Raw genomic sequence first — 23,443 nt, 5'->3', positions numbered from 1 at the left:
TCTAGCAGGCGGTCCAGCCGCCATCGATGGGTATGGCCGTCCCCGTTATGTTGTGAGCCAGCGGCGACGATAACCACAAGGCCAGCAGGCCGATTTCCTGCGGACTCGACATGCGCTTGCTCGGTTGCTTTTCCGCCAGCAGATCGGCGATACCGGCGGCGCGGTCCCCACCATGCAAGGCTGCCTTCGCCTGGATCTGCGGCTCGATCAACGCCGTTTCGGTCCAGCCGGGACAGATGCAATTGACCGTCACCCCGCCGCTTTGGGCCGTGCCATAGGCGGCATATTCGACCGCCGCGACTTTGGACAAACCCACCAGGCCGAACTTCGACGCCACATACGGCCCCTTGTTTTCCGACGCCACAAGGCCATGCACCGAAGCAATATTGATCACCCGGCCGAAACCGCGGTCCGCCATGCCCGGCAAGGCGCGCCGCATAGTCTGGAACGCGCCGCCAAGATTGATGGTCATGATATCGTCCCAGATCTCGTCGCTGATCTCGGAAAAGCGCACCGTCTTCTGCATGCCGGCGCAATTGACCAGGATATCCGGTCCGCCCCAGCTCTCAACTGCATCCATCATACGCCCGATTGCCGGCCGGTCGCGCAAATCCGCGGGGAAGAAGCGCGCTTCCGGAGCGCCGGCGGCTAACATCGCCGCGACGACTCGCTCGGCTTCGTCAGCCGATGCCAGACCATGCACACCGACGCGGGCGCCGGCCGTCGCCAAAGCCTGGGCGATGGCGAAACCGATGCCGGACACCGAGCCGGTCACCAGGGCCGTGCGACCTGTGAGATAGCCTGTCGTCACGCGCTCAGCCCAGCCAAAAACACCTCGATCGCTGTCACCGCTTCGGATTCATCGAGCATCGGCGCGTGGCCGCGATTGAGCACGGTCGCCGCGATCATGCCGGTGTGGCGTTCGCCCATCTGCTTGACCGTGTCGGCCGACAAAAGATCGGAAATGCCGCCGCGGATGGTGAGAATCGGCAGGCCTTCCAGCTTGTCCCACAGACCCCACAGGTCGGGCGGCGCCACCGTCGGCTCCGGCGTCGCAAAGGCATTGGAAATCGCCGGATCATAATTGGGCGCCAACAGGCCGTCGGCGTTCAGAGCATAGGTCCGCCGGGCAAAGTCGAGCCAATCGCCGTCATGGAACTCCGGAAAGGCAATGGCATTGGTTTCCTCGGCGCGTTCCGCCGCGTCGGCCCAGGTTTCGACCGGCTTGCCCTTGCCGGTATAGCCGGCAATGCGATCGAGCCCCGTCTTGTCGATCTCGGGCCCGACATCGTTGATCACCATGCCGATCACGGTCTGCGGCGCCATGGCGCCCATGATCATCGCCATCAGCCCGCCCATCGACGTCCCGATCAAGGCGGCCTTAGGCATGCCGAGTTGCCCCATCAGCTTGAACATATCCTGGCAGTAGACGAGCGGCGTGTAGTTGACCGGCTCCGGATCCCAGGCCGACTTGCCGCGCCCGCGCTGGTCGGCGGCGATGACGCGATAACCCAGGCCGCTTAGGTGCGCCGCAATCCAGTCAAAATCGGCGCTGTTGCGCGTCAGGCCGTGCATGCACAGGACCGGCATGCCGCCGCCGCCATAGTCTCTCGCATAGAGCTTCAGGCGTGCGTCACCACTGTCGTAATAGATATCCGTATAACCGGCCACGCTGTGGAACTCCCCTGTTACGTTGGCGATGGTTTGCTCTAGGCCGGTTCATCGTCCATGTTAACCCCACTATTTTTCAACAACTGTTGAATGTCAAACGAAACTTTCAACAGGCTTTGAAAAGTTGACCGCCCCTTTGACTCGTGCAACAGCGATATGACAATCAGAACAGGGCAAGGTCACACTTGAAAGCCGTCAAAACGAAACCGCAAAAGGCCGGCATTCCCGGCCGTCGCGACCTGGTGCTGGACGCCGCCGAAGAGCTGTTCTCCCAGCGTGGCTTCTATGGCGTAACCGTGCGCCAAGTAGCGGAAATGGCGGGGGTCGACGTCGCCCTGCCCAACTATTATTTCGATTCGAAGCGCGGCCTGTTCGACGCCGTCTTCCTGCGCCGCGCCGAGGTCCTCAACACCCAGCGCAGCGACTGTCTTGACGCCGCCTTGTCCGCGGCCGAAGCGGCCGGTGAACGCATCGCCGTCAAGGACGTCCTCAATGCTTTCATCACACCCGTGATGGAAGCGCAAAGCTCGCACGATCCCGGCTGGCGCAACTATTGCCGCCTGGTAGCCGAGGTCAATTCATCGGCCGTGTGGGCCGGCATGATGACCTCGCACTTCGACGCCCTGATCGCCAAATTCATCGACGCGCTGCGGCTGGCCCTGCCGGGCGTCGAGGACAAGGATCTGTACTGGGCCTATCACATGCTGACGGGGGCTCTCACCCTGACCATGGCCGACACCGGCCGTATCGACCGTTTGTCGGGCGGCATCTGCCTGTCCGGCGACGCACCGGACGCCTATGCCCATCTAGTCGATTTCTTCACCCGCGGCTTTACCGGTATCAACGCGGCCTGACCTATACCTTCGCCGCCTGAAGCAGACGTTCGACCATGCCGAGATAGCCACTTCCGAATAATCGGAAATGAACTAGGACGGGCCACAAAGTATAGATGGTCTGGCGTTGCCGCCAATCGGGTTCCAGAGAATAGGAATCGTAGAAGGCCTGAGGCGGCTGTCCAAACAGATGCAGCATGGCGATATCGACTTCGCTGTGACCGTAATAACACGCCGGATCGATCAGCGTCGCGCGACCCTTGCCTGCCATGATATTGCCGGTCCACAGATCGCCGTGCAGCAGGCTGGGTTTGGGGCTTTGCGGTAACCGGTTGGGCAAGTCGTCGGCCAAAGTCGCCAGACGGTGCGCCATGGTGCCCGGAAGATGGGGCAGGAAAACGCGCAGGCGATGCTCCGCCCAGAAATCCGGCCAGGTCTGCGTCCAGCTATTGATGATGGGCACGGCGCCGAAGGCATAGTCCTCCGCCCAACCGTAAATATTGCCCGTATGGCTGTGAAGTTTGGCGAGACTTTCGCCGACTTGCCCCCAGTCTATGGACGCACCGCCGGGCACTTCGCTCATGACCAGAATGCCGTCAGTGATGGCCAGGACTTCGGGAACCGGCGCACCGGTTTGGGCCAGACTTTGCAGCATACGACCCTCGACATCCACCTTGGCGCCGGATTTGGCAACCGCCGTGATACCGTCGTGGAAGGTGATTTTGACGACAGACGACAGATCGCCGCCGGACAAGGCTTCGGTTGCCCGAACCTTTCGGCCCAGCAAAACCTCAATCCTGTCGGCGATCATCTCCACCTCGTCCTCCCCGGTCCGCATTGACCGGGGAGGTTAGTCCAGGCGCCCCCCGACGCCTAGCCCTTTACGCACACGACCTGGCGCAGCGTATGGACGATCTCCACGTGGTCGGCCTGGGCCGCCATGACCGCGTCGATGTCCTTGTACGCCGCCGGCGTTTCGTCGATGACGTCGGCGTCCTTCCGGCATTCGACACCGGCAGTCGCCGCGATGTGGTCCTCGACGGTGAATCGCCGCTTGGCCTCGGCCCGCGACATCGCCCGCCCGGCGCCGTGCGAACACGAACACAGGGCGTCCGCCGCCGCCTGACCGGCGATACCCCGGACGATGAACGACTTTGCGCCCATCGAACCCGGAATAATCCCCAGATCGTCGGGCGTAATCCGCACCGCGCCCTTCCGGGTCACCAACACATCGGAACCGAAGTGCCGTTCGTGCGCCACATAATTGTGGTGGCAGTTCACGGCCTCGCAGTCGCAGGTGAACCGCTTCGGCACGCTTACCGAGAGGGCCTCCAACGCCGCCGTCATCATCAGTTCCCGGTTGGTCCGGGCAAACCGCTGCGCCCACGATACCGCGCCCATATAGTCGCCGAACAGCTCGGAGCCTTCCGGCAGGTAGGCCAGGTCTTCGTCCGGGAGGTTGATGAACCACCGCCGCATTTCATGCTTGGCCCGCTCGATAAAATACGAGCCGATCCGGTTGCCGATACCCCGCGAACCGGAATGCAGCATGATCCACACCCGTCCCGCTTCATCGAGGCAGACCTCGACGAAGTGGTTGCCGGTGCCGAGCGTCCCCAGGTGGTGGGACGCCCGACGCGACGCCTGGCTGATCTTCGGATGCTTGTCGACGATCTTGGTCAGCTCGTCGTTCAACCCCGCGAAGGCCTCGGCATGGGCCTTCGGCGCTGAATGCCAGGCACCCCGGTCGTTGTCGCCGCCATTATCGGTCCGGCCATGCGGGATCCGTTGCTCGATCGCCGTTCGAAGTCCCGCCAGATTATCCGGCAGGTCTTCGGCGGTCAGCGAGGTCCGCATCGCCATCATGCCGCAGCCGAGATCGACCCCGACCGCGGCCGGGATGATCGCGCCCTTGGTCGGGATGACCGAGCCGATGGTCGCGCCCATGCCCCAATGGACATCGGGCATGATGGCGACGTGCTTGTGGATGAACGGCATGGCGGCGATATTGTCGAGTTGCTTGCGCGCGGCGTCCTCGACGGCCACGCCATCGATCCACGCCTTGATCAGCCCACCCCGGGCGCCTTGGAAAACTTGCATATCTCACCTCCGGCACACCGGAGGCGCGCCTAATCTTTATCTATCAGATCGTCTATTTCGAACGGCTTTTCGCCGGTCAGTTCGTAAAGTTTCAGCCACGCCCGCACCGCGGCCGCGACCGGGCCGGGAACGGGCAAACCGGCGAACCAGCGAGACACCGAGGAACGGTCAACCCCTAAAGCTTCGGACAAACGTGACTGCCAGCCACGTTCGCCGAATAGAAGGATTGCCGCCTGCCTCAGTGTCTCCGGGTCCATCAGTTGCCTCCGCGCTGGAGCGCCTCGACGGGACTAAAACCGGTTTCGGCTTCCCTGATATAGGTCAGGACCGCTTCGCTGAACCCGTCGATATGGGTCCATGAACCATAGCCTATGCCATTGCGGGCCGAGGCGACGTTGATCATGTAGGCCTGTTTGGCCACAGGATCCGGCACCTTGTCCTGGCTCTGCTCGTCGGTGATAACGATCAAGCGATCATGCTTAATCGTGTTCATCTTCGCCACCGCCTTGCCGAGTTCGGTCCCGCCGTGCGGCTGCGACTTCACAACCGCATCGACACCGGCCATACCGCGCCGTGCCGGGACTTCGACCACCTGGTTAGAGAAGGTGAAGACCCGGACATCGCCAGGGATGATGGCCGCCAAAGTGGCCGCGGCATCCAACCGGCTCAGGTCGGATTTCTGCGACAACTTCCAGTCCATCGAGCCCGAAACGTCGACCAGGATTAAGGTCCGCCCCTTGAACACGGGGCCTTCCAGTATGGTCTCGCTCAGCGCCTGATCGAGCCAGGGCTCGAACCGGGGCGCTGCCCGCGCCGCCGCGACATAGCGGAAGGGCAGGATGCGCTCGGCGCCACGACGGGCCAGGATGGCGTCCTTGACCGAAGCTTCATCGACACCAGCCTGGTCCATGTTGCGCAGGTTACGCAGCAAGGCCAGGTAACCAAGCTTGCGCTCGGTCAACAGCCGCTCGAACGTCGCCTTTTTATCGGCGCCGCCGGACAAGGCCACTTCCCAGGTATCGGGCGCGGCCAACTTGCCGTCGATCAAGGCCTTCCACACCTCGCCTTGCGCCTCGTCACGCGGCTTGGCGTGACAAAGGAACAGGACATCGCGCAGACGCACGGGACCGGCCCGGTCGTACTTGGCCAAAGCATAGGCATCGAAGCGGACGAAGGCGCGGGCCAGGCCCAGCTTCAGTTGCTTCGAAAGCGGCTTGCGGCCGTTGCGGAAGTACAAGGCCACCAACTCCGACAATTCGTCGGCGCGCTGAATAACGCGCTCAATCGTCGGGGCCACCAAAGGCCCGCCCTGCTTAACGAGGGCGCACAACAGCATCAGCGGCGCATGGCGCAGCTTGAACTGCTCGCGTGCCTCGATCGCCAAAGCCGCCACCGTTTCGGGCGCGACATCGACGGCCAGGGCCAGGATGCGGTCGGCTATGGCCTGACCGTCCTCGTAGAATTCGTTTTCCCACAGCAAACACGACAGGACCGACCGGCGCAAAGCCTGTTCGGCCGTCAAAATAACGGCGGGAGCCCCCTCATGCGTGATGCCGGGGCGTTTTGCAAAAATGTTCAACCGCATGGCTGCACCTTCTCGAGCATCATTATGACATAAATCCGCGATCACCAAACGAACGTCCGGTGGCTTTTATGCCTGGGTTTTGGGGTTGGGGCGACGGTGTGTCGCGGCTGTGGTTTTGGCGGCCGGAGGGGCTATGCGGCCCGGCTGCTGCCGGTGGAATGATCAAGGGTACAGACGCCGGCGTTCCCCTTCCACCCGGACAAACCGAGCTTCAGGATGCGAGATTCGAACCCGCGGGGCTTACGCCCCTCTTCCCAACGATGAAAACGCCGTCTTTCGCTACTTGATCCTGTTGCCGGCTGGTTCCCTCTCGGGCCTGACCGGCGACAATTCGTATCTACCAATATTTGTTGCATAATGCAACAAATATTTGAAACTTTCTTATTTCAGCCTCCCGGGAAAATCGGTCCCGGTTGGGAGGTACTTCCGCCGAACATTGCTGTGTCCGGGCCAGATCGGCTTACCTTCGGCCGAAGCCTTGGGTATCCGGGCTACCTTGTCCCTGGTGGAGCGAAGAAGCCGAGACCTGCGCCACGGAAGACTGAAACTAAAAACGTTCCGGGGATGATCGATATCGCGTCGGGTTTCATGCGATGAATGCGATATCTGCGCCACCGGAACAGATCTCAAGGGGAACAGGCGAGAACGATAGGTGCTCTACCAGACTGAGCTACGCGAACTTGCGTACACGACGGGATTCGAACCCGCGACAACCTTCGTGACAAGATGAAATCGTTCTCTACGCCACCAAAAGACTTTAGTCCTTTTCACGGGAACAGACGACAGCGCCCTGTTACGGCGGTTACCATAACCAGACGAAAGTTACCCTTCGCCGCGGGATTCGAACCCGCATTACCGGCACCTGAAGCGAAGAAATCGCTGTCTACGCCACGTGAAAAGATCGTTACCGAAGCAACGATGTGCGCTTGATAGGCTGAGGCGTTGCAGGACGCAACAACTAAATTGAAATCATTGTTGCGGGGCCACGAAACGTGACAAATTAACCACTATTTCGCGGCATACTTGTCGACATTGGCTGGAATGATGACCTCATAGGGCACCCAGTCGTAGAGCTGGGCATAGTCCTTATTGGCGAACTTGGCGGCATCGTTGAGCGCCTGCTGGGCCTGGGCCTTGGCGTTTTGCAAGACCGACATGGTCATGTAACCGGATTTGATGGCATCGAGCGCGAAGGCCGTGCCGTCAACTCCGCCAACCGCGATCTGGCCCGGCTTGTAGCCGGCCTTCTGCAAGGCGGCGATGGCGCCCAGGGCCATTTCGTCGTTGTTGGCGGCAATGGCGTCGATATGAACGCCGTCGGCCAGCCATTGCGTGATCAGCTTCTCGCCCTCGTCACGGCTCCAATTGCCGGTGGCTTCCTTGACCAGGTGCAAGCCCGGCTTGGCGGCGATGATTTCCTTGACGCCGGCCGTGCGGTCGCGCGCCGCCGGGTGGCCGTCCTCGCCCCGCAGGATAACGACATTGCCGCTGTCCTTGATCTGGTTGCCTATCAGCCGCATTTGCAAACGCCCCGCGACCAGGTCGTTACAGGCGACGATCGCTACCTTGCCGTCGAAGCGGTCCATGGGTGGCAAGCGGTTGACGAAGACCAGTGGAATGCCGGCCTTGGCGGTCTCGTCGGCGGCGTATTTGGCGCTGTCGACATCGACATTCATGATGACGATGGCAGCGGCCTTGTCGACGATTGCCTGATGGATCTGGTCGTTCTGGGTCTGGCTGACATTGTTGGCGTCCTCGATGACGATATCGAGATCAGGATGTTGCGCTGCCGCCTCAACCATCGAGTCGTTCAGAATTTTGAGGAAGGTATCGTTGGTGCGCCCAAGCGACACGACGACCTTGGGTTTGGCCAAAGCGGGTGTCGCCGCTAAAGCCAGGACACCGAGAGCCACCAAAGCTGCTGTTTTCAAGGTCATCTCCTATGCCGCCCGAACGCGATCGAGGAATTTACGCACTTCGCCCTTGAGCATATCCGACTGCTGCGACAAGGCCTTGGCTGCCGACAGAACCTGGGTGGCGCCGGCGCTCGATTCCTGCGCCGCCTGGGTAACGCTGTTGATATTGACCGTGACGTCCGAAGTGTTCTGCGATACCTCGTGGATGTTGCGCGCGATCTCGGCCGTTGTCTGTTCCTGCTGGCTGACGGCATCGGCAATGCTGGAGGCGATCATATTGACCTCGGAAATCGTGCTTTCGATGCCGGAGATTTCGCCGACAGCCTGGAGGGTCGATTCCTGCATCTTGGCGATGGATACGCCGATGGTCGTGGTCGACCGTGCCGTTTGATTGGCCAGCCCCTTGACCTCGCTGGCGACTACGGCGAAGCCCTTGCCCGCCTCGCCTGCCCGCGCCGCCTCGATGGTGGCGTTGAGCGCCAAAAGATTGGTTTGCGAGGCGATATCGTTGATCAGCCCGACCACCTGCTCGACTTCTAAGGCATCACCGCTCAGCGCATCCATGCTGGTCCGCGTCTTGACGGCCTGCTGCACCGCCTGGCCGGTAATGCCGGACGAACGCGCCACTTCCTGGCCGACCTGACGGGCGGACGCCGCCAATTCCTCGATCGCCGCGGCCACCGAACGGACATTGTCGGCCGCTTGTTTGGCACCGGCTTCGACGGCCGACGACTGGACGCTGGTTTCCTCGGCCGCGGCCGACAGGGTCTGGGCCGAGGCCTGGAGCTCGCCGGCCGCTGACGACACGGTCGTGACGATGGCGCCGATGGCATGTTCGAAATCGTCGGCCAACTGCTTGATCTCGGTGCGGCGGCGAACCTGCATCTCGCCTTCCAGGGCCGTTTGGGCATCGCGCAGCGACTCGCCCTCGATCAGCTTTTCCTTGAACACCTTTAACGCCCCCGCCATGCCACCGATCTCGTCGCGGCGATGGGTGTCGGGGATGGCGACATCGGTGTCGTGGGCGGCCAGCCGCAACATGACCTGGGTCATGCGCCCGATCGGCCGCGAAATGCTGACGGTCAGCATCCCGCCGACCAGGACGCAGAAGGCGCTCAGCGAGCCAAGGGCGATGATGATCCACAACCGCGCCGACTCGTTGACCTTGACGGCCAGGGCGGTCGCTTCATGGGCCTTGCCTTCGCGATAGACCTGAACCTGGCGAACGGCTTCGTAAAAGGTGACGCGTTCCTTGCTCAGGTCATTCATCAGCACATCATTGGCCTGGTCGTGCAGGCCGGCATTGTCGAGATCGACAACCTCTTCCTGAACGGCGAGGAAGTGCTGCCATGCCTTGCGCAGGTTCGAGGCCAGCTTGGCTTCGTCATCGCCGGCAATCATGGTCGAATAATCCGACCACGACTTGGAAAAATCATTGCGCGCGCCGGCGGCCTCGGCGGCATATTGCGCCCGGGCATCGTCGCTTGGCGCCTGATGTTGCAGGAAGGAAATGACGCTGAGGGTCTGGCTGGTGCGACCGAGATCGCCCAACGTCGACACAGCCGAAATCTCCTGCGCCAGGCGGCCGCCGATATGCGACACCTCGTTCAGCTTGGTGATCGAAAAGGCGCCGGTCGCGACCGACACCACCATCAATACCCCAAAGGCCGTTACGATCTTGCCGCGAATCGACGCCAGAAAACTGACGGATTCCTTCTTGCCTGCCATGAGCCAGCGTCCTCTCCCAAAGACCGGTTTGGCGCAGAGTACAAATTGAAATTCTAATTTTGCATTAACCAAGCCGCCCCAGGCGGTAACAATGTTACGCCGCGTCAATTTTCAGGGCGTCGAGGATCGCTTTCGGGATTGCCTGTTTGACCTTGGAAAACTCACCCCAGGGATCGCGCTTGAGTGTCTTCAACCGTTCCGGCACGGTGCGGATAGTAAAATCCGCCGGTTTGAGATCGATCGACAGCTCATCCCATTCGATCGGTGTCGCTACCGTGGCGCCCGGCCGCGCCCGCACCGAATAGGGCGCCACCGCCGTCGATGTCAGGTCGTTTCTCAGGTAATCGACGAAGATCAACCCCTTGCGCGCCACCTTGCTGGACTTGGAAATATAGCGGTCGGGATGGTCGTGTTCCATCGATTCGGCGACGGCCCGGGCCAGCCCCTTAATGGCCGGCCACTTGAACTCGCGCTTGAACGGCACGACCACATGCAACCCCTTCCCACCCGTCGTTTTCAAAAAGGTTTCCAGGCCGAATTCTTCCATCCTTTGCTTGACGTCCAAAGCGCCGTCGATCACCGCCTGCCATTTGACGTCGGGATCGGGGTCGAGGTCGAAAATGATCTTGTCGGGCAGGTCCGGCTTGTCGGCCAGGCAGCCCCATGGATGCAGTTCGATGGTGCCCCATTGCACCAGGGTGACCAGGCCCTCGACGTCCTTGATCATCAGATAGTCTTCGTGCCGCCCCTTGACCTGGATGCCTGTGTCGTAGAGATGCGGCGATTGCTCGCGCGCGATATGGCGTTGGAAGAAGCATTCCTCACCTATGCCTTCCGGGCAGCGGATCATCGACAGCGGCCGCCGGGCGACATGCGGCAGCATATGGTCCGCGACCTCGGTATAGTAGCGCGCCAGATCGGCCTTGGTGATGTCGGTGTCGGGATAGATGATGCGGTCGGGGTGCGACACCGAAATGCCGGCAATGTCCTCGCGGCGATCCTTGCTGCTCATGCGCTTGGCCTCCTTTGGCTTAACCACCGGCTTATCTTCGACGGCCTCGGTGTGCACGGCACGGTCGCGGCCGACATCGACGGCCGGCTTGTCTTCGCGCAGCCCCTGGAAAGACGGGTGGCGCAAACGGCCGTCGCCGGTCCATTCGCTAAATTCGACCTCGCACACCAGTTTCGGTTCGACATAGATGGCGCCCCGCCTCGCGTCGGCCAGCACGCTGTCGAACGCCATTGTTTTGACGACAAGGGCATCCAGTTTTTTGCGCAGGTCCGTAGCCGTTTCGGCGTCGAAACCCGTGCCGACCTTGCCGGCATAGACCAGCTTTTCGTCCTCATAGTAACCCAGCAACAGGGAGCGGAAGCCGCGGCCGGGATGGTCGGATTCGGTGAAGCCGCCGATGACGAATTCCTGGCGCTTATGGCATTTGATCTTCAACCACTGGCCCTTGCGGCCGCTGCGGTACGGTGCGTCGGCGCGCTTGGAGATCACGCCTTCCATGTCGAGCCGGCACAACGAGTTGAGGAACTTTTCCGCACCGTCCGTGAAGTGCTCGCTATAGATGACACGGTCCTGGAAATCGACACCCACCATCAGCTCGGCCAGCCGCGCTTTTCGTTCCAGCAGCGGCTTCTTCCGCCAGTCCTCACCATCGAGGTGCACCAGGTCGAAAACGTAATATTGCAGGTGGTCGTCACGCCCGGCGCTGAGATCGTTCTGCAGGGTCGAGAAGCTTGAGACATTCTTGTCGTTCAAGGCGACGATCTCGCCGTCGATAATGGCCGTCGTAGCCGGAAAATCGCTCAGCCGGTCGGCGATGGACTGGAACTTGTGCGTCCAATCCAGTCCGGTGCGCGTCAGCAACCGCACGGCGCCGTTTTCGATCAGGGCCATGGTGCGATAGCCGTCGAACTTGACTTCATGCACCCAGCGCTCGCCCTCGGGGATCGCGTCGGCGAGGGTCGCCAGTTCCGGCTCGATAAAGGCCAGGCTCGCTTCAGCCGACGGCTGATTTACGACTTTTTTTTTAGGTCCGGCCTTGTCTACTTTTTCAGCGTGACCGGACGTCCATACCTTGCCAGGCGCTTCGGCGATCTCGTCCATGGTACGCTCGCTGACGATCGAAGTGGCGTTGTCGCCCAGCCACGCCTCGCCATCGCCGTCGATGGCGTCTTCGTCACGGTGCTTGATCAGCAGCCAGTTGTTGCGGCCCCGATCTTGCGGTCGCGGCTTCATCCGCACCAAAGCCCACGAACCATGCAGCCGCTCGCCATGCAGATTGAATTTCAGGTCGCCGTTCTTCAGGCCTTCGTGGGGATCGCCGATCGGCTCCCAGGTGCCGCGGTCCCACAGCATGACCGTGCCGCCGCCATATTGGCCTTTCGGGATGGTGCCTTCGAAGGTGCCATAGCTGACCGGATGGTCCTCGACTTCGACGGCCAAACGCTTGTCGTCCGGATTGAGACTGGGTCCGCGCGTCACCGCCCACGATTTCAACACGCCATTCAGTTCGAGGCGGAAATCGTAATGCAACCGCGTCGCGTCGTGTTTCTGGATGAGGTAGCCGAAGCCCGTCCCCGTCTTGACCTTGCCTTCCGGCTCAGCCGTTGCCTTGAAGTCGCGCTTCTGGTTATAGCGCGCCAGATCGTTGGAATCCTCAGCCATCCTAGCCTGCCTTTCGCTTGCGCACCGCCTTGTGCGTTTCCGTTTTTTCCGGCTCCGCTTTTTCCTTCAAACTTTGCCGCAGGGCGTCCATCAGATTGACCACCTTGCCCATCGGCTTTTCGGCCACCACTTCTCGTGGTTTGCGGTGCTCGGACTTGGCATCGATCAGTTCCTTGACGGCCAGCCGGTAATGATCCTTGAACTTACCCGGTTCGAACTTCGCCGCCTTGCGCTTGATCAATTCCATGGCCAGATCGACCTCTTCGGCATTGGCCGTGGCGTCGTCCAGGTCATCGAAATAGGGGTCCGCGTCCCTGATCTCATCCTCGTAGCGCAGGGTTTCCAACAGCAGGCCGCAGCCATAGGGTTTCAGGGAACACAGGCGTTCGCGGCCGCCGATCGCCAATTGCCCGACCCCAATCTTGCCGCTTTTGCGCAGGGCATCGCGGATAACGGCGAAGGTCTTGTCATCCTTGCCGTCGGGCGCGACGAAATAGGGCGACTCGAAATAGACGGCGTCGATGGCGTCGGCGTCGACGAATTCAACGATCTCCAGGGTCTTGCTCGACGGGATCTTGAGCTCCTTGATCTCATCGGGTTCGATCAGGACATATTCGCCCTTCTCGACCTCATAGCCCTTGATGACGTCGTCGCGGTCGACCTCCTTCTCCCCGACCATCAGGGTGTGGTGGACGCGCTCGCCGGTCGGGCGGTAGATCTCATGAAAGGCGATCTGTTTGCTGCGATTGAGCGCCGCATAGATATTCACCGGCAGGGACACCAGCGACAGCCGGATATTGCCGCTCCAATAGGGCCGCAGAGCCATGAGCCGATCCTTCGCAAAACCTCGTGAAAGCGGCTATTTTTCCCGCACAGGCGTAAGTTTTCAGTACGCTTTTGCCGGGCTGGCGGAGGCGCTGGCAGATCGGGTAGAGGAAGCAAGTGGGACCACGGAAAGGCACGGATGCGCCTCGCAAAGCGAGGCTTCCCACGGAAAGACACGGATTTCTTTGCGTTTCCGGCTGGGGGGCGAAGCGCCAAACAGCCCACCACGTTAAAACACACGGAGGATTTGCCCTTCGGGCGCAGAGGTCATCGCGACCTCGAATATCCGTGTCTTTCCGTGCGAAGCCGCGCAGTGGCGCATCCGTGCCTTTCCGTGGTCCCCCTTTTCTACCGCAACAGCCCAGCAGTCAGAAGCGTAAATCTGCGGATACCCCTTAGATCGAATCCCCCGGCACCCGCACCCAGCCTTCCATCAATACCCTGGCGCTGCGGCTCATGATGGCCTTCTTGACCACCCATTCGCCGTTGACCTGGCTGGCTTCGGCGCCGACGCGCAGAGTGCCCGACGGATGACCGAAACGAACGGCCGTTCGGGGCCCACCACCGGCTGCCAGATTGACCAGGGTCCCGGGGATCGCCGCCGCTGTCCCGATAGCCACCGCCGCCGTCCCCATCATAGCGTGGTGCATCTTGCCCATCGACATAGCGCGCACCAACAGATCGACATCACCCGCCTCGACGCGTTTGCCGCTTGACGCCGCATGGCCGGCGGGCGGTGCCACAAAGGCAACCTTCGGCGTATGCTGGCGTTTGGTAGCATCGGCAACATTGTTAATCAAACCCATCCGAACGGCGCCATGGGCGCGGATCGTCTCGAACATCGCCAGGGCTTTCGGATCGCTGTTAATGGCATCTTGCAGTTCAGTCCCGGTATAACCGATCGAGTCAGCATTGACGAAAATCGTCGGAATGCCGGCATTGATCAGGGTCGCCTGCAATACGCCAACACCCGGCACATCGAGATCGTCGACCACGTTACCGGTCGGGAACATGCTGCCCCCTGCCCCATCCTCATCCGCCGCCGGATCGAGAAACTCGATCTGCACCTCGGCCGCCGGGAAGGTCACGCCGTCGAGTTCGAAGTCGCCGGTTTCCTGCACCGCGCCATTGGTCATCGGCACATGGGCGACGATGGTCTTGTTGATATTGGCCTGCCAGATACGCACGGTGCAAACACCATTGTGCGGCACACGTGCGGGGTCGATCAGACGATTCGAGATGGCAAACGGCCCTACGGCCGCGGACAGATTACCGCAGTTGCCGCTCCAATCGACAAAGGCCTGGTCGATCGCCACCTGGCCGAACAGGTAATCGACATCGTGATCCGGCCTGGCGCTCTTGCTCAGGATCACCGTCTTCGAGGTCGAGGACGTCGCCCCGCCCATGCCGTCAATCTGCTTGCCGTAAGGGTCGGGACTGCCGATCACTCGCAGAAGCAACCGGTCACGCGCCGCACCCGGCACGCGCGCTGTTTCGGGCAGGTCGTCGATGCTGAAAAACACGCCCTTGCTGGTGCCACCGCGCATATAGGTGGCGGGAATCCGGATCTGCGGCGCCGTCATGACGTCACCCGGTTTTCCGCCAGGAAATCCTGGGCAAAGCGCTGCAACACCCCACCGGCCTCATAGATCGACACTTCTTCGGCGGTATCCAGCCGGCAGGTCATCGGCACCTCGATACGCTCACCGGTCTTGCGCTCAATCACCAGGGTCACCGTCGCCCGCGGTGTCAACTCACCCTCGACGCTGTAAACTTCGCTGCCGTCCAGCCCGAGAGTCAACCGCGTCGTGCCTGGCTTGAACTCCAAAGGCAGGACGCCCATGCCGATCAGGTTAGTGCGGTGGATGCGTTCGAAACCCTCGGCGGCGATGGCCTCGACCCCGGCCAGGCGCACGCCCTTGGCGGCCCAGTCACGGCTCGAACCCTGGCCGTAATCAGCGCCTGCAACGATGATCAGAGGCTGCTTGCGCGCCATATAGGTCTCAATGGCTTCCCACATACGCACCACGGTTCCGTCCGGCTCGATCCGGGTCAGCGAGCCCTTCTTCACCTGGCCGTCGACCACAGCCATTTCATTGACCAATTGCGGATTGGCAAAGGTCGCCCGTTGCGCCGTCAAATGGTCGCCACGGTGGGTGGCATAGGAGTTAAAGTCCTCCTCCGGTACGCCCATCTTGTGGAGATATTCACCGGCGGCGCTGTTCATCATGATGGCGTTGGACGGCGACAAATGGTCGGTCGTGATATTGTCGGGCAGGACCGCCAAGGGCCRCATGTTCTTCAAGCTGCGCTCACCCGCCAGCGCCCCCTCCCAATAGGGTGGCCGGCGGATATAGGTGCTCATTGGCCGCCAGTCGTAGAGCGGGCTGACCTTTTGCTTGTGATCGACCGTGAAGGTAAACATCGGGTCGTAGACGCGGTGGAACTGCTCAGGCTTGACGGCGCTGGCGACAATCGCGTCGATCTCTTCGTCCGACGGCCAAATATCCTTCAACCGCACCTCATTCCCCTGCGGGTCGATGCCCAGCACGTCCTTTTCGATATCGAAACGCACCGTGCCCGCAATGGCATAGGCGACGACCAGCGGCGGCGAGGCGAGAAAGGCCTGCTTGGCATAAGGGTGGATGCGGCCGTCGAAATTGCGGTTCCCCGACAAAACGGCGGTAGCATAGAGGTCGCGGTCGATGATCTCCTGCTGGATGACCGGATCCAGCGCCCCGCTCATGCCGTTGCAGGTGGTGCAGGCAAAACCGACAATGCCGAAGCCGAGCTTTTCCAGCTCGGTCAACAGATCGGCCTCCTCGAGATAGAGCTGGACCGCCTTGGATCCCGGCGCCAGGGATGACTTGACCCACGGCTTGCGAGTGAGACCGCGGGCATTGGCGTTGCGCGCCAATAGCGCCGCGGCAATGACATTGCGCGGGTTGGAGGTGTTGGTACACGAGGTGATTGCGGCGATGATCACCGCGCCGTCGGGCATTTCGCCGGGAATCTCTTCCCATTTCGCCGCGATACCACGCGCCGCCAGGTCCGAAGTCGGCAACCGTTTATGCGGATTGGACGGCCCGGCCATATTGCGCACCACGCTCGACAGATCGAAGCGAATGACGCGCGGATAGTCGGCCGTCGTCAAGGCATCGGCCCACAGGCCGGTCTGCTTGGCGTACAGTTCGACCAAACGCACCTGCTCCGGCGCCCGGCCAGTCAGGGTCAGATAGTCGATCGTCTGCTGGTCGATGGAAAACAGCGCCGCCGTGGCGCCGAATTCCGGCGTCATGTTGGAGATGGTCGCGCGGTCGCCGAGCGTCAAAGCCCGCGCCCCTTCGCCGAAGAATTCGAGATAGGCGCCGACCACTTTTTGCTGGCGCAGAAATTCTGTCAGGGCCAGCACGATATCGGTGGCGGTGATGCCCGGCTGTGGCTCGCCCGTCAATTCGACGCCGATGATGTCGGGCAGGCGCATCCATGATGCCCGGCCCAGCATGACATTCTCGGCTTCCAACCCGCCGACTCCGATGGCGATCACGCCCAGGGCATCGACATGCGGCGTGTGGCTGTCCGTTCCGACCAGGGTGTCCGGGAAGGCGACGCCGTCTCGAACCTGCACCACCGGCGACATGCGCTCCAGATTGATCTGGTGCATGATACCGTTGCCCGGCGGGATGACCTCGACATTCTTGAAGGCCTTCTTGGTCCATTCGATGAAATGGAAGCGGTCCTCGTTGCGGCGGTCCTCGATGGCGCGGTTCTTGGCGAAGGCGTCGGGATCATTGCCGTCGAATTCGACCGCCAAGGAGTGGTCGACGATCAGTTGGGTCTGCACCACCGGATTGACCTGTGCCGGATCGCCGCCGGCGTCGGCAATAGCGTCGCGCAGACCGGCCAGATCGACCAGGGCCGTCTGCCCCAGGATATCGTGACACACCACCCGCGCCGGATACCACGGAAAATCGAGATCCTGCCGGCGTTCGATCAATTGCGTCAGCGAAGCTGTCAAAGTCGCCGGATCGCACCGCCGCACCAGGTTCTCGGCGTGGACGCGCGAGGTATAGGGCAGCCGGTCATAGGCGCCAGGCCGGATCGCATCGACGGCGGCGCGCGCGTCGAAGTAATCGAGGTCGGTGCCCGGCAGGCGATTTCGATATGCGCTGTTGCTCACCTTATTTCCTATCGTCCAGCGCCACGAAGGGCTGGTCTTCGGGGCCGACATAGTTGGCATTGGGGCGGATGATCTTGCCGTCGATGCGCTGTTCGATGACATGGGCCGACCAGCCCGAGGTGCGCGAAATGACGAACAGGGGCGTAAACATCGCCGTTGGCACCCCCATCATGTGGTAGGAAACCGCCGAGAACCAGTCGAGATTGGGGAACATCTTCTTGGCGTCCCACATGACGGTCTCGAGGCGTTCGGCGATATCGAACATCTTCATATTGCCCTGTTCGGCCGACAACGACCGCGCCACCTCCTTGATGCAGACATTGCGCGGATCGGAGACGGTATAGACCGGGTGGCCAAAGCCGATGACGACCTCTTTCCGTTCGACGCGGGCGCGGATATCGGCCTCGGCTTCGTCAGGGCTGTCATAGCGCTTCTGGATGTCGAAGGCGGCTTCATTGGCGCCGCCATGTTTCGGTCCGCGCAGGGCGCCGATGGCGCCAGCGATGCAGGAATGGAAGTCGGAGCCGGTGCCGGCGACGACGCGGGCGGCAAAGGTCGAGGCGTTGAACTCGTGCTCTGCATAGAGGATGAGCGAGGTATGCATGGCGCGCACCCACGATTCCGGCGCCGGCTGGCCATGGAGCAGGTGGAGGAAATGGCCGCCGATCGAGTCGTCATCGGTCTCGACATCGATGCGCTTGCCGTTATGCGAGAAGTGATACCAGTAGAGCAGCATCGAACCGAAACTGGCCATCAGCCGGTCGGCGATATCGCGAGCGCCAGGATGGTTGTGATCGTCCTTTTCCGGCAATACGCAGCCGAGGACTGACACACCAGTGCGCATGACATCCATCGGATGCGACGACGCCGGCAGGCATTCCAGAGCGTCCATCAGATTGGCCGGCAGACCGCGCAGGGATTTCAGCTTGGTCTTGTAGGCGGCCAATTCGGTGGCATTGGGCAGCTTACCATGGACCAGGAGATAGGCGATTTCCTCGAACTCCGAGGTTTTGGCGAGGTCGAGGATGTCATAGCCGCGATAGGCCAGGTCATTGCCCGTGCGGCCGACCGTACACAGCGCGGTATTGCCGGCGACAGTGCCCGACAGGGCGACGGATTTCTTGGGCTTGAAGCCGGTAGGTTCGGCGACGGTGTCGGCCATGTTCGTTTCCCTTTTTATGACTTCCCTGGCCGGAGCCAGGACAGTTTTGCACCACGGAAAACACGGAAAGCACGGATGTCTTGGCTTTGGCAATTTGCACCCGAAGGGCTGTCAGCCTTATCACATCCGCGATCCCTTTCAGGAGGACGTTTGCGCGTCGATCACAACGCAAAGATATCCGTGCTTTCCGTGTTTTCCGTGGTTAATTCCCTTACTTCTGTCCGCTGAACAACAGATCCAGCTTGTTCTCGAAATCCCAATAACCGATCCGGTCATAGAGCTCTTCACGCGTCTGCATGGTGTCGAGCACGTTCTTCTGATGGCCGTCGCGACGGATGGCGGTATAGACGTTTTCGGCCGCCTTGTTCATCGCCCGAAAGGCGCTGAGCGGGTACAACACCATCCCAACGCCAACCGAGCCCAACTCATCGCGGGTAAATAGAGGCGTCTTGCCGAACTCGGTGATATTGGCCAGAACCGGCACCTTAACCGCGTCGACGAAGCGCTTATAGGTCTCGAGATCATAGGCCGCTTCGGCGAAAATGCCGTCGGCGCCGGCTTCGACACATTTGACGGCGCGCTCGATGGCGGCATCGACGCCATGAACGGCGATGGCGTCCGTCCGCGCAATCAAAAAGAAATCGGCATCGGTCTTGGCGTCGGCGGCCGCCTTGACACGATCGACCATTTCCTCGGTCGAGACGATTTCCTTGCCAGGCCGATGGCCGCAACGCTTGGCGCCGACCTGGTCCTCGATATGGCACGCAGCGGCGCCAAACTTGATCAAGCTCTTGATCGTGCGTTCGATATTGAAGGCCGACGGCCCGAAGCCCGTATCGATATCGACCATCAGCGGCACGTCGCAGACATCGGTAATGCGCCGGACATCGGTCAGCACATCGTCCAAGGTATTGATGCCGAGATCCGGCAGGCCCAGCGACCCGGCCGCGACACCGCCACCACTGAGATAGATGGCCTGATAGCCCGCCCGCTTGGCTAGCAGGGCATGGTTGGCATTGATGGCGCCGATCACCTGCAGCGGATGTTCAGCCGCCAGCGCTGCGCGGAATTTGGCACCAGGGGAAGTCGTCATATCTAGGCCTGCTCTTAAAGTTCACACGGCTTAAACCAGGCCGCAAGAAAATTCAACACATGTTGAATTAAAGTTCTATTTGTTCATGCGAAGGGCGCCATCGAGACGGATGGTTTCACCATTCAGATAGGGATTTTCTACGATTTGTACAGCCAGGGCGGCATATTCCTTGGGATCGCCCAAACGATGGGGATGCGGAATCTCGGCCGCCAGCTTTTCATGGACTTCGGGGCCCATATTCATCAGCATCGGCGTCAGAAAGGTGCCGGGCGCGATCGTCATCACGCGGATCTGCAGGCTGGCCAGATCGCGCGCCAGACAGATGGTCATGCCGGCAATCCCCGCCTTCGACGCGGCATAGGCCGCCTGCCCGGCCTGGCCTTCGAAGGCGGCGACCGAGGCCGTATTGATGATGACGCCGCGCTCGCCGTCGATCTCCGGCAAGACCGAGAGCTTTTCCGCGAACAGGCGCAACACATTGAAGCTGCCGACCAAATTGATGCGGATAACCTTTTCGAACAGGTCGAGGCTATGCACGCCCTTGCGCCCGACGACCCGAGCGCCCGGTGCAATGCCGGCGCAGTTGACCAGGGCCCGAGCCTCTCCCGCCACATCCAACCCCGCCTTGACCTGGGCCTCGTCAGTGACATCGACCGCGGCAAAGGTGGCGCCGATGCCGGCCACGGCCTCACGCCCGGCCTCGCTGTCGAGATCGAAGACCGTGACATGGACGCCTTTCGCCACGAGAGCTTGCGCCGTCGCGAAGCCCAATCCCGAAGCACCGCCCGTGATGATCGCGCTTAAGCCTGTCAGTTTCATATCAGTTCCACCGCGACCGCTGTCGCCTCCCCGCCGCCGATGCATACCCCCGCCACGCCGCGCTTCAAGCCGCGTTGTTTCAGGGCATGGATCAGGGTCACGATAATGCGCGCGCCGCTGGCGCCGATCGGGTGGCCCAGGGCGCACGCGCCGCCGTGCACATTTAGCTTCTCATGCGGAATGCCAAGGTCGTGCATGGCGATCAGGGCGACGACGGCAAAGGCCTCGTTGATCTCGAACAGGTCGACCTCGTCGATCGTCCAGCCCACCTTGGCCAGCAGCCTATTGACCGCCCCGACGGGTGCCCGGGCGAACCAGGCCGGTTCCTCGGCATGGCTGGCATGGCCGACGATACGGGCCAGCGGCGTCAATCCCCTGGTCTCCGCCACCGAGGCCCGCGTCATCAATAACGCCGCCGCGCCGTCGGAGATCGAGCTGGCATTGGCGGCGGTGACCGTGCCGTCCTTGGCGAAAGCGGGCTTCAGGGTCGGAATCTTCTCCGGACGCGCCTTGCCGGGCTGTTCGTCTTTCGTAATGACACCGGCCTTGGTCTCGACCGGTGTGATTTCGGCCGAGAAATCCGCGGCCAATGCCCGGCTCAAAGACGCCAACGCATAGTCGTCCTGCATGACGCGCGTAAACTGATAATGGGTGGCGGCCTCCTCGGCGAACGAACCCATCAAACGCCCCTTGTCATAGGCGTCTTCGAGACCGTCGAGGAACATCGAATCCTTGACCTCGCCATGGCCCATACGCATGCCCGCGCGCGCCTTCGGCAGCAGGTAGGGCGCGTTGCTCATGCTTTCCATGCCACCGACCATGACGATGTCGGCCGAGCGAGACGACAGTGCATCAAAGCCCAGCATGGCCGCCTTCATGCCCGAACCGCACATCTTGTTGACCGTGGTGGCGGGCACGCTGACCGGCAAACCGGCGCCCAAGGCCGCCTGGCGCGCCGGCGCCTGACCGAGCCCCGCCGGCAGGACGCAGCCCATAATCGTCTCATCGACAAGCTCAGGCGCCAAACCGTTCAAGGCTGCCTTGATTGCGGCCGCACCCAATTGCGGCGCCGAGACACCGGCAAAATCGCCTTGAAATCCGCCCATCGGCGTCCGCGCCCCGCCCGCAATCACGATATCGTCGAATGGCATGGATGTTCCTCTTTATTGTCAGTCGCGCGCGATCATCATGCGTTGGAGACCGCCGGTGCCGTTTCATATGCAACCAGTTTCGTCATACAGGTTTGGCACGCGCAGAGCAAGCCCGCCGCCTTCAAACTTGCGCGATGAAAATCTTTCCCGGGTTCAAAATATTGGCCGGGTCCAGCGTGCGCTTGATCGCCGCCATGACATCGACCGCCTCGCCCAATTCGACACGCAGCCAGTCCTGCTTGCCGATACCGATGCCGTGTTCGCCGGTGCACGTCCCGTCCATGGCCAGAGCACGCTCGACCAGGCGATGGTTGAGCGCTTCCGCCTCGGCCAGCTCGGCGGGATTGTCGGGGTCGAGCACGAAGACGACGTGGAAATTGCCGTCACCGACATGGCCGACGATCGGCGCCGGCATGGACGCTTTTTCGAGGTCCCGCTTGGTTTCACTGATACATTCGGCCAACCGGCTGATCGGCACGCAAACATCGGTCGGCCAACCGACGGAGCCGGGCCGCAGACCGAGCGCGGCATAATAGGCCTGGTGGCGCGCCTTCCACAACCGGCTGCGATCCTCGGCCTGCTCCGCCCAGGTGAAGTCGCCACCGCCATTGGCCGCCGCCAATTCAGCGACGGTGTCGATCTGTTCGCGGACCTGGGCAGGCGAGCCCTGAAATTCGAAGAAAAGCGTCGTCAGCTCGGGATAGTCGAGCTTCGACCAGGCGTTGGACGCCCTCATCTGAACGTCGTCGAGCAGTTCGACGCGCGCGATCCGGACACCGAGCTGAATCAGTTGCGCCACGGTGTCCACGGCGCCGGCAATGCTGGCGAAACTGCACACCGCGGCCGATATGGTCTCCGGGATGCCGTAAAGCCGCAGCGTAATCTCGGTAAAAATGCCGAGCGTACCTTCCGATCCGACCATCAGGGCGGTCAGGTCATAACCGGCTGCCGATTTGCGCGAACGGCGGCTTGTGCGGATATCGCGGCCGTCGGCGGTCACGACGCGCAAGGCCAGGACCTGTTCACGCATGGTGCCGTAAAGCACGGCATTGGTGCCCGAAGCCCGCGTCGCCGCCATGCCGCCCAAGGTCGCATTGGCGCCCGGATCGACCGGGAAGAACAGCCCCAAATCGCGCACATGGGCGTTCAACTGCTCGCGCCGCACGCCCGGCTGAACGGTACAGTCGAGATCTCCGGCATTGACCTCCAGGATGGCGTTCATCTCCGACATGTCCAGCGTGATCCCGCCGTGGACCGGAGAGATATGGCCTTCCAGCGACGTGCCGGCGCCGAAGGGAATGATCGGCACGCCATGGTCGCGGCACAGATGGACCAGCTCGACCACTTCCTCGCTCGTCCTCGGAAACACCACGGCATCAGGCAGTACGGTTTCGATATGCGATTCGGTCGTGCCATGCTGCCGGAGGATCGCTTCGCCCCTATGCAGGCGATCGCCGAAAATGGCCCCGACCCGGGCCAGGAAACCTTCGGGCAATGGCTGTCGGACTATGGGCAGGGTCATGGACATACCGGGAAAGGCGGCGGGCGTGCGCCCCGGACCTTAGCGGAACTTCCCGCCAAGGCAAAGGATCGCTGACATGCGTCCTGTCATAAACATCTCGTAAAAGTCGATCACAACTGCGCGTTACGAAACTTTAACGATGACAAAAGGACGAGAGCGCTTCAAACTGTGCGCAATAACACCG

Annotated in this window: 18 protein-coding genes; 1 reads left to right on the top strand and 17 read right to left on the bottom strand. The window is 61.6% G+C overall.

Annotated elements, in window-relative coordinates:
• Window position 1: 1 nt before the first annotated feature.
• On the bottom strand, window positions 2-811 hold the full coding sequence (locus AC1DX3_RS14310; RefSeq protein WP_476989988.1) for an SDR family oxidoreductase: 810 nt from the start codon (window positions 809-811) through the stop codon (window positions 2-4).
• Window positions 808-1,671: an alpha/beta fold hydrolase gene (locus AC1DX3_RS14305; protein WP_476989987.1), complete on the bottom strand. Its 864-nt coding sequence runs from the start codon at window positions 1,669-1,671 to the stop codon at window positions 808-810. The genes AC1DX3_RS14310 and AC1DX3_RS14305 overlap by 4 nt, the downstream gene beginning before the upstream one ends.
• A gap of 185 nt (window positions 1,672-1,856) precedes the next feature.
• Between AC1DX3_RS14305 and AC1DX3_RS14300 the strand changes: the two genes are divergently transcribed.
• Complete coding sequence (locus tag AC1DX3_RS14300) at window positions 1,857-2,525, top strand: TetR/AcrR family transcriptional regulator (RefSeq protein WP_476989986.1); 669 nt, start codon at window positions 1,857-1,859, stop codon at window positions 2,523-2,525.
• Window position 2,526: 1 nt separating this feature from the next.
• Here the strand turns inward: AC1DX3_RS14300 and AC1DX3_RS14295 are convergent, their stop codons facing one another.
• The 15 genes from AC1DX3_RS14295 to AC1DX3_RS14225 form a co-directional block, all read right to left on the bottom strand.
• A complete protein-coding gene (locus AC1DX3_RS14295) occupies window positions 2,527-3,315 on the bottom strand; it encodes a fructosamine kinase family protein (RefSeq protein WP_476989985.1) in 789 nt (262 codons plus the stop codon).
• 62 nt (window positions 3,316-3,377) lie between these two features.
• A complete protein-coding gene (locus AC1DX3_RS14290; protein ID WP_476989984.1) occupies window positions 3,378-4,604 on the bottom strand; it encodes an RtcB family protein in 1,227 nt (408 codons plus the stop codon).
• Window positions 4,605-4,633: 29 nt separating this feature from the next.
• A complete protein-coding gene (locus tag AC1DX3_RS14285; RefSeq protein WP_476989983.1) occupies window positions 4,634-4,861 on the bottom strand; it encodes a hypothetical protein in 228 nt (75 codons plus the stop codon).
• Window positions 4,861-6,189, bottom strand: coding sequence for a TROVE domain-containing protein (locus AC1DX3_RS14280; RefSeq protein WP_476989982.1), 1,329 nt, complete (start codon window positions 6,187-6,189; stop codon window positions 4,861-4,863). Before AC1DX3_RS14280 ends, AC1DX3_RS14285 begins: the two co-directional genes overlap by 1 nt.
• 1,007 nt (window positions 6,190-7,196) lie before the next feature.
• Window positions 7,197-8,120 carry a substrate-binding domain-containing protein gene (locus tag AC1DX3_RS14275; protein WP_476989981.1) on the bottom strand — a complete coding sequence of 308 codons (924 nt, stop codon included), beginning with the start codon at window positions 8,118-8,120 and terminating at the stop codon, window positions 7,197-7,199.
• A 9-nt stretch (window positions 8,121-8,129) separates the two neighbouring features.
• Entirely contained in the window at window positions 8,130-9,833 is a 1,704-nt protein-coding gene (locus AC1DX3_RS14270; protein WP_476989980.1) for a HAMP domain-containing methyl-accepting chemotaxis protein, read from the bottom strand.
• Window positions 9,834-9,927: 94 nt separating this feature from the next.
• Complete coding sequence (gene ligD / locus AC1DX3_RS14265) at window positions 9,928-12,507, bottom strand: DNA ligase D (protein WP_476989979.1); 2,580 nt, start codon at window positions 12,505-12,507, stop codon at window positions 9,928-9,930.
• A 1-nt stretch (window position 12,508) separates the two neighbouring features.
• Window positions 12,509-13,333: a non-homologous end joining protein Ku gene (gene ku / locus AC1DX3_RS14260; protein WP_476989978.1), complete on the bottom strand. Its 825-nt coding sequence runs from the start codon at window positions 13,331-13,333 to the stop codon at window positions 12,509-12,511.
• A gap of 394 nt (window positions 13,334-13,727) precedes the next feature.
• Complete coding sequence (gene prpF / locus AC1DX3_RS14255) at window positions 13,728-14,915, bottom strand: 2-methylaconitate cis-trans isomerase PrpF (RefSeq protein WP_476989977.1); 1,188 nt, start codon at window positions 14,913-14,915, stop codon at window positions 13,728-13,730.
• Window positions 14,912-17,512 carry a Fe/S-dependent 2-methylisocitrate dehydratase AcnD gene (acnD, locus tag AC1DX3_RS14250; protein ID WP_476989976.1) on the bottom strand — a complete coding sequence of 867 codons (2,601 nt, stop codon included), beginning with the start codon at window positions 17,510-17,512 and terminating at the stop codon, window positions 14,912-14,914. Before acnD ends, prpF begins: the two co-directional genes overlap by 4 nt.
• 1 nt (window position 17,513) lies before the next feature.
• Entirely contained in the window at window positions 17,514-18,674 is a 1,161-nt protein-coding gene (gene prpC, locus AC1DX3_RS14245; RefSeq protein ID WP_476989975.1) for a bifunctional 2-methylcitrate synthase/citrate synthase, read from the bottom strand.
• A gap of 211 nt (window positions 18,675-18,885) precedes the next feature.
• The gene (gene prpB / locus AC1DX3_RS14240) at window positions 18,886-19,767 is read right to left on the bottom strand and encodes a methylisocitrate lyase (protein WP_476989974.1); all 882 of its coding nucleotides are present in this window, start codon (window positions 19,765-19,767) and stop codon (window positions 18,886-18,888) included.
• 75 nt (window positions 19,768-19,842) lie between these two features.
• Entirely contained in the window at window positions 19,843-20,586 is a 744-nt protein-coding gene (locus AC1DX3_RS14235) for an SDR family NAD(P)-dependent oxidoreductase (protein WP_476989973.1), read from the bottom strand.
• Entirely contained in the window at window positions 20,583-21,737 is a 1,155-nt protein-coding gene (locus tag AC1DX3_RS14230; RefSeq protein WP_476989972.1) for an acetyl-CoA C-acyltransferase, read from the bottom strand. Before AC1DX3_RS14230 ends, AC1DX3_RS14235 begins: the two co-directional genes overlap by 4 nt.
• A gap of 121 nt (window positions 21,738-21,858) precedes the next feature.
• Entirely contained in the window at window positions 21,859-23,259 is a 1,401-nt protein-coding gene (locus AC1DX3_RS14225; protein ID WP_476989971.1) for an FAD-binding oxidoreductase, read from the bottom strand.
• Window positions 23,260-23,443 lie beyond the last annotated feature (184 nt).

Source organism: Asticcacaulis sp. P2_B1 (assembly GCF_056404915.1).
The sequence above is the reverse complement of the archived record's forward strand: the minus strand, read 5'-3'. Positions and strand labels throughout refer to the sequence as shown.